The 8,143-nt window shown below is 57.4% G+C and carries 4 protein-coding genes; 2 read left to right on the top strand and 2 right to left on the bottom strand.

All coding sequences use genetic code 11. The annotated features are described in order from the left end of the window. Positions 1-2 precede the first annotated feature (2 nt). On the bottom strand, positions 3-653 hold the full coding sequence (gene narL, locus ACK5JN_RS18550; RefSeq protein ID WP_035895589.1) for a two-component system response regulator NarL: 651 nt from the start codon (positions 651-653) through the stop codon (positions 3-5). Then, positions 646-2,445 (bottom strand): nitrate/nitrite two-component system sensor histidine kinase NarX, encoded by a 1,800-nt coding sequence (narX, locus tag ACK5JN_RS18555; protein ID WP_416871498.1) that lies wholly within the window; start codon positions 2,443-2,445, stop codon positions 646-648. Before narX ends, narL begins: the two co-directional genes overlap by 8 nt. Before the next feature lie 311 nt (positions 2,446-2,756). On the opposite strand from narX, the gene ACK5JN_RS18560 reads away from it, so the two are divergent. Together ACK5JN_RS18560 and ACK5JN_RS18565 are read left to right on the top strand one after the other, a co-directional pair. Next, positions 2,757-4,148 (top strand): NarK family nitrate/nitrite MFS transporter, encoded by a 1,392-nt coding sequence (locus ACK5JN_RS18560; protein ID WP_416871499.1) that lies wholly within the window; start codon positions 2,757-2,759, stop codon positions 4,146-4,148. 392 nt (positions 4,149-4,540) lie between these two features. Continuing rightward, the coding region (locus ACK5JN_RS18565; protein WP_416871500.1) for a nitrate reductase subunit alpha at positions 4,541-8,143 on the top strand (3,603 nt) is incomplete at its 3' end.

An 8,143-nucleotide genomic window follows, 5' to 3' on the forward strand; every position in this document is an offset into this window, starting at 1 on the left:
AGTCAGAAAATACGTTCCTGATGGACCCAGACCGCGGCTTCAACGCGAGACTTCAGCTTCATTTTCTTCAGCATATGCTTCACGTGTACCTTCACGGTACTTTCGGTGATGTCCAGACGGCGGGCGATCATTTTATTCGGCAGCCCCTGGGCAATCAGCTTCAGGATATCGCGCTCGCGCGGCGTTAACTGGTTGATGTCGCGATCCGATGTTGCGCGGTTAGCGCGCAGGCTGGCGGCCAGTACCGGGGTTAAGGCTTCGCTCAGCACCATTTCGCCGGCGGCGGCCTGTTGCAGCGCTTTCAGCAGATCTTCCGGTTCCATATCTTTCAGCAGATAGCCGTCCGCGCCGCGTTTCAGGGCGGTGACAACATCTTCTTCATGGTTAGAGACGCTGAACACCACGACGCGGCCGGAGAGCGACTTTTCGCGCAGCTTGTCGAGGGTTTCCAGGCCGTTCATGCCGGGCATATTGAGATCGAGCAAAATCAGATCCGGATCGAGCGTTTCTGCCAGTTCAATGCCTTGCTCGCCGTTGCTGGCTTCGCCCACGACCTGAATATCCGATGCCATACTGACCAGCTGTTTCACCCCGGTGCGCAGCATCGGATGATCGTCAATTAGCAGGATAGTAGCCCGTTCCTGATTACTCATGGATTTCTCCTTGGAAAGTTGAAAGCGATTTTTCGGGGATAAACGAGACCACGACTTCAGTACCGCCGCTTTCGCGACGACGAACCTGGCAATCGCCACGCAGGCTCTGTGCGCGGTCGCGCATAATAATAAGACCATAATGGTTGCTGCGTTCAGCGTGCTGCGGCACGCCGCAGCCGTTATCCGCCACCACCAGCTTGACCTGGTTACCCTGCTGGGTCACGGTCACTTTGACTTCCGTGGCCTGAGAGTGCTTCAGCGCATTGCTGAGCGCTTCACGGGCGATTTGCAGCACGTGGATCGCCTGATGCGACGGTACATGGCGCGGCGGCAGCTGGTAATCCAGCAACACCGGGAAACCAAAGTGTTTGCTGTACTCCTGGCAGCTGCCCTCCAGCGCCGGGCGCAGGCCCGACTCAGTCAGCTTCAGGCGGAAGGTGGTCAGCAGTTCGCGCAGCTGCGCCCACGAGGTGTTCAGCTCGTTGCGCACCTGACCCAGCAGTTCGCGGCTTTCCGCGGACGACTGTTCGTTCTGCATCATCTGCAGGCAGCTGACCTGCATTTTCATGCATGAGAGCGACTGGGCGATGGAGTCATGCAGCTCGCGGGCAATGGTCGCGCGCTCTTCCATGACGATCAGCTGCTGCTGGCGCTCGAGCTGTTTATCCAGCGCCAGCGTTGAGGTTAACTGCTCCAGCAGCGTGTCGACCAGCTGCTGCTGATCGTGACTCAGTTCGCGCCCGTGGGGCAGGGTTGCCAGCAGGATGCCGTACTGGTTACGCGGGTCGGTAAGACGCCATTTCAGCGTTGCGCCGTCTGCCGCCGACATGTCGACATCGCGCGGGCAGAGGTAGCAGCCCTTATCATCGCATTCCCAGCCTGAATGGCAGCTAAATTCCTGGTGATTTTCTTCATCTTCGGTGTCGTACACCCGCACTTCAATTTCACGCAGCGGCGTCAGCTCCTGCAGCCCGTTCAATACCGGCGAGATGCGCTCGCACAGCGGGGCGCTCGAGTGCAGGCGACGGTTGGCCTGCCACAGGAAGGAGAGAATGGCGTTTTTTTGCTCCAGGCCCGCGGTCTTTTCCTGCACCCGGCGTTCCAGCGAGGCGTAGCTTTCCGCTAATTCAGCGGACATGTTGTTTAACGCCATGCCCAGCGTCGCCATCTCGTTGCGCCCGCTGATTTGCGCGCGGTAGGTGAAGTCGCGATGGCTAATGGCTTCCGCCATGCGCAGCAGCTGACGCCACGGATGCAGCAGGCGGGTGCGCAGCCAGAACACGGTAAAGAGAAACAGCAGCGCCATAAAGAAAGCCATCAGGCGGTGCATCCAGACCACATGAGAGATCCGTTCTTCGGTGGTATGGTCGAAGACCGTCACCAGCTGGTTAATTCGGTTTACGAAGCCGGAAACATCGTGCTGCACTTCATCCTGACTGCTGGCGTCGCGAATATCGGGGGCCAGATGCGCAAGCCAGTACTGCTGCAATGCTCTGAGCTGTGGCACCTGGCCATCGCGCTCGGCCGCCAGCTGCAGTTCCGGGCTGAACACGGTTTTCTGCATTTCATCAAACAATGGCTGGTCGCTCTCCTGCACCGGAATAGCCGCCAGCAGGCGGTAGCTCTGCATGCGCAGTGACCCCGCCTGGTTAATGGCGTGCGCGCTGCCCTGGACGCCGTTGACCAGGCGTGCGGAAATCATCATGCTCGCCACCCCGATGAGGGTAGACAGCAGGACGATGAGGGCCAGTTGATTCACCAGCGTGAGTGGTGTAAAAAAACGTCTAAACATTGTGTGATACGGCTCCTGGCGGAAGACTCTCCGGCGAGTGGCGTTATTTTCGGCTATCGCCTGGAGTATACCCATACCTATAAAGAGTTACTCCTTTATTTCCGGAATGGTCAGGGTGTCGGGGGTAGAGGGGTAGCAACGTAACAGCCACGTGATAAAACAGGTTTTTTTAGGCAAAAAAGACTACTCCCTAAGGGTGATGCTGTTTTTTTGCGCATTCCACAGCCAACTTTTCCTTTGATTTATATCAACTTACCTCGCGGTGTAAACCCTAATGTGGCGAGGGTTGATATTAATAATCAGAGGTGTCTATGAGTCACTCCACTGCCCCCGAAAGGGCAACCGGCGCTGTCATTACCGACTGGCGTCCGGAAGATCCGGCATTCTGGCAGGAACGCGGCCATCGCGTCGCGAGCCGGAACCTGTGGATTTCAGTACCGTGCTTGCTGCTGGCTTTCTGCGTATGGATGCTGTTCAGCGCCGTTGCGGTCAATTTACCAAAAGTGGGCTTCCAGTTTACCACCGACCAGCTGTTCATGCTGACGGCGCTGCCGTCGGTGTCAGGGGCGCTGCTGCGCGTACCGTATTCCTTTATGGTGCCGATGTTCGGCGGCCGTCGCTGGACGGCGTTCAGCACCGGGATCTTAATCATTCCTTGCGTGTGGCTGGGCTTCGCGGTTCAGGATACCACTACGCCGTTTAGCACCTTCATCATCATCTCTCTGCTGTGCGGTTTCGCCGGCGCGAACTTTGCCTCCAGCATGGCGAACATCAGCTTCTTCTTCCCGAAACAGAAGCAGGGTGGCGCGCTGGGCCTTAACGGCGGGCTGGGCAACATGGGCGTGAGCGTGATGCAGCTGGTGGCTCCACTGGCGATTTCGCTGTCTATCTTTGCCGCCTTTGGCAGCCAGGGCGTACAGCAGCCGGACGGCTCTGAGCTGTTCCTGGCGAACGCCGCGTGGATTTGGGTGCCGTTCCTGGCCATCTTCACTATTGCCGCCTGGTTTGGTATGAACGAACTGGCCACTTCTAAAGCGTCGCTGAAAGAGCAGCTGCCGGTTCTGAAGCGTGGTCACCTGTGGATCATGAGCCTGCTGTATCTGGCGACCTTCGGCTCGTTCATCGGTTTCTCTGCCGGGTTTGCGATGCTGTCGAAAACCCAGTTCCCGGATATCCAGATTTTGCACTACGCCTTCTTCGGGCCGTTCATCGGCGCGCTGGCGCGTTCCGCAGGCGGGGCGATCTCTGACCGTCTGGGCGGGACTCGCGTTACGCTGATTAACTTTATCCTGATGGCGCTGTTCAGCGCGCTGCTGTTTATGACGCTGCCGAGCAACGGTGAGGGCGGCAACTTTATCGCCTTCTACGGGGTGTTCCTGGCGCTGTTCCTGACCGCCGGGCTGGGCAGTGGCTCGACCTTCCAGATGATTTCGGTGATTTTCCGTAAGCTGACCATGGACCGCGTGAAAGCAGAAGGCGGCTCCGACGAGAAAGCGATGCGTGAAGCGGCAACCGATACGGCGGCGGCGCTGGGCTTTATTTCGGCGATTGGCGCGATCGGCGGCTTCTTTATTCCGAAGGCGTTTGGTACTTCGCTGGATTTAACCGGTTCACCGGCTGGCGCAATGAAAGTGTTCCTCGTGTTCTACATTGTTTGCGTTATCGTGACGTGGGCCGTGTATGGGCGTAAAGCGAAGAAATAACGGCTATCGTCGTTGATAAATAAAGGCGCGATTATTCGCGCCTTTATTATTTTATTCATTTAGTTACAACATACTACTGGTATTACTCACTCTGTCGGCAGCGTGCCGGTGAGGCTTAGTTGTAGCAGGAATGTTTCTACCCCTTAATACCGCCCGCGCTGTTTTTTACACCTGGAAATATTATATTTTCCATAAATCCCCTTATTTTACAGTGGGTTGAAAAATAAGAGATAATACCACCTTGGTGGTATGTGATATTTTTGCGGTGGTTGTTAAGCAAGTCCTCCTTGATCGTTATCAATTCCCTCCATCTTTCAGCGCGTTACCTTCGCTGCAAATTCAGCAATGTCGATTTATCAGAGAGCCGTGAGGCTCCAAACAGGAGAGACCCGATGAGTAAATTCCTGGACCGGTTTCGCTACTTTAAACAAAAGGGTGAAACATTTGCCGATGGGCACGGACAGATTCTAGATACCAACCGGGATTGGGAAGATGGATACCGCCAGCGCTGGCAGCATGACAAGGTTGTGCGTTCAACGCACGGCGTAAACTGCACCGGTTCCTGCAGCTGGAAAATCTACGTTAAAAACGGTCTGGTCACCTGGGAAACCCAGCAGACTGACTACCCGCGCACCCGTCCGGACCTGCCTAACCACGAACCTCGCGGCTGCCCGCGCGGTGCGAGCTATTCCTGGTACCTCTACAGCGCCAACCGCCTGAAATACCCGCTGATGCGTAAACGCCTGATGAAAATGTGGCGTGATGCGAAAAAACTGCACAGCGATCCGGTTGATGCCTGGGCCTCCATTATTGAAGATGCGGATAAAGCCAAAAGCTTCAAGCAGGCGCGTGGCCGTGGCGGCTTTGTGCGTTCTTCCTGGCAGGAAGTGAATGAGCTGATTGCCGCATCTAACGTCTATACCGTGAAAACCTACGGCCCGGACCGCGTGGCGGGCTTCTCGCCGATCCCGGCGATGTCGATGGTCTCTTACGCGTCCGGCGCACGTTATCTGTCGCTGATTGGCGGTACCTGCCTGAGCTTCTACGACTGGTACTGCGACCTGCCGCCAGCGTCTCCGCAGACCTGGGGCGAACAGACCGACGTGCCGGAATCCGCCGACTGGTACAACTCCAGCTACATCATCGCCTGGGGTTCTAACGTTCCGCAGACCCGTACCCCGGACGCCCACTTCTTCACTGAAGTGCGCTATAAAGGCACTAAAACCGTTGCTATCACCCCGGACTACGCAGAAATCGCTAAGCTGTGCGACCTGTGGCTGGCACCGAAGCAGGGTACCGATGCGGCGATGGCGCTGGCGATGGGTCACGTGATGCTGCGTGAATTCCACCTCGACAAACCGAGCCAGTACTTCACCGACTACGTACGTCGCTATACCGACATGCCGATGCTGGTGATGCTGGAAGAGCGCGATGGCTACTACGCTGCGGGCCGTATGCTGCGCGCTGCGGATCTGGTTGATGGCCTGGGCCAGGAAGAACACCCGGAATGGAAAACCGTCGCGTTTGATGAAAAAGGCGAAATGATTGCGCCGAACGGCTCTATCGGTTACCGCTGGGGCGACAAAGGCAAGTGGAACCTCGAACAGCGTGATGGCAAAACCGGCGAAGAAGTTGAGCTGCGCCTCAGCCTGCTGGGCAGCCAGGACGACGTCGCCCAGGTAGGCTTCCCGTACTTTGGCGGTGACGGTACCGAGCACTTCGCCAGCGTCGAACTGGAAAATATCCTGCTGCACAAACTGCCGGTGAAACGCCTGCAGCTGGCCGACGGCTCTACCGCGCTGGTCACCACCGTTTACGACCTGACCATGGCCAACTACGGCCTGGAACGCGGCCTGAACGACGAAAACTGCGCAACCAGCTACGAAGATATTAAAGCGTATACCCCTGCGTGGGCAGAAAAAATCACCGGTGTTTCCAGCGCGCACATCATCCGTACCGCACGCGAGTTTGCCGATAACGCCGATAAAACCCACGGTCGCTCGATGATCATCGTCGGTGCCGGTCTGAACCACTGGTATCACCTCGATATGAACTATCGCGGCCTGATCAATATGCTGGTGTTCTGCGGCTGCGTCGGCCAGAGCGGCGGCGGCTGGGCGCACTATGTGGGCCAGGAAAAACTGCGTCCGCAGACCGGCTGGCAGCCGCTGGCGTTTGCTCTTGACTGGCAGCGTCCGGCGCGTCACATGAACAGCACTTCCTACTTCTATAACCACTCCAGCCAATGGCGCTACGAGTCGGTTACCGCGCAGGAACTGCTGTCGCCGCTGGCGGATAAATCACGCTACACCGGCCATCTGCTGGACTTCAACGTCCGTGCAGAACGCATGGGCTGGCTGCCGTCCGCGCCGCAGCTGGGCACCAACCCGCTACGCATCGCCGACGAAGCGAAAAAAGCCGGTATGACCCCGGTCGATTACACCGTGAAGGCGCTGAAAGAAGGCACCATCCGCTTTGCCGCGGAGCAGCCGGAAAACGGTAAAAACCATCCGCGAAACCTGTTCATCTGGCGTTCGAACCTGCTGGGCTCCTCCGGTAAAGGCCACGAATACATGCTGAAGTACCTGCTGGGTACCGAGCACGGCATTCAGGGGCTGGATCTTGGCAAGCAGGGCGGCGTGAAGCCGGAAGAAGTGGAATGGCAGGATAACGGCCTCGACGGCAAGCTGGATCTGGTGGTGACGCTGGACTTCCGTCTGTCGAGCACCTGTCTGTATTCCGACATCGTGCTGCCAACCGCGACCTGGTATGAAAAAGACGACATGAATACCTCGGATATGCATCCGTTTATTCACCCGCTGTCTGCCGCCGTTGACCCGGCCTGGGAATCGAAAAGCGACTGGGAAATCTATAAAGGCATCGCGAAGAAATTCTCTGAAGTGTGCGTTGGCCACCTCGGTAAAGAAACCGACGTTGTCACGCTGCCAATCCAGCACGACTCCGCCGCCGAACTGGCGCAGCCGTTAGACGTGAAGGACTGGAAAAAAGGCGAATGCGACCTGATCCCGGGCAAAACCGCACCGCACATTATCCCGGTTGAACGTGATTACCCGGCGACCTACGAGCGCTTTACCTCTATCGGTCCGCTGATGGAGAAAATCGGCAACGGCGGTAAAGGCATTGCCTGGAACACCCAGAGCGAGATGGATCTGCTGCGCAAGCTCAACTACACCAAGGCGGAAGGCCCGGCCAAAGGCCAGCCGATGCTAGATACGGCGATTGACGCCGCGGAGATGATCCTCACCCTGGCGCCGGAAACCAACGGCCAGGTGGCGGTGAAAGCCTGGGCGGCGCTGAGCGAATTTACCGGTCGCGACCATACCCATCTGGCGCTCAATAAAGAAGACGAAAAAATTCGCTTCCGTGATATTCAGGCGCAGCCGCGCAAGATTATCTCCAGCCCGACCTGGTCTGGCCTGGAAGACGAGCATGTCTCCTATAACGCGGGCTATACCAACGTTCACGAGCTGATCCCATGGCGTACGCTCTCGGGTCGTCAGTCGCTGTATCAGGATCACCAGTGGATGCGTGACTTCGGTGAAAGCCTGCTGGTTTACCGTCCGCCAATCGACACCCGCTCGGTGAAAGAGGTGATGGGCCGTAAATCGAACGGTAACCCGGAGAAGGCGCTGAACTTCCTGACGCCGCACCAGAAATGGGGCATTCACTCCACCTACAGCGACAACCTGCTGATGCTGACCTTAGGCCGCGGCGGCCCGGTAGTGTGGATGAGCGAAGAAGATGCCAAAGAGATCGGTATTGAAGACAACGACTGGATTGAAGTCTTCAACAACAACGGTGCGCTGACCGCGCGTGCGGTAGTGAGCCAGCGTGTACCGGCCGGGATGACCATGATGTACCACGCGCAGGAACGTATTGTGAACCTGCCGGGTTCAGAAATTACCGGCCAGCGCGGCGGTATCCATAACTCGGTGACTCGGATTACGCCGACACCGACCCATAGGCTCGGCGGC

The organism is Kluyvera sp. (assembly GCF_047971185.1).
Taxonomy (GTDB): Bacteria; Pseudomonadota; Gammaproteobacteria; order Enterobacterales; family Enterobacteriaceae; genus Kluyvera.

What these genes read in the sequence shown, in the direction of transcription:
- narL (WP_035895589.1), bottom strand. Translation starts at nt 653, where the DNA reads ATGAGTAATCAGGAACGGGCTACTATCCTGCTAATTGACGATCATCCG.
- narX (WP_416871498.1), bottom strand. Translation starts at nt 2,445, where the DNA reads ATGTTTAGACGTTTTTTTACACCACTCACGCTGGTGAATCAACTGGCC.
- ACK5JN_RS18560 (WP_416871499.1), top strand. Translation starts at nt 2,757, where the DNA reads ATGAGTCACTCCACTGCCCCCGAAAGGGCAACCGGCGCTGTCATTACC.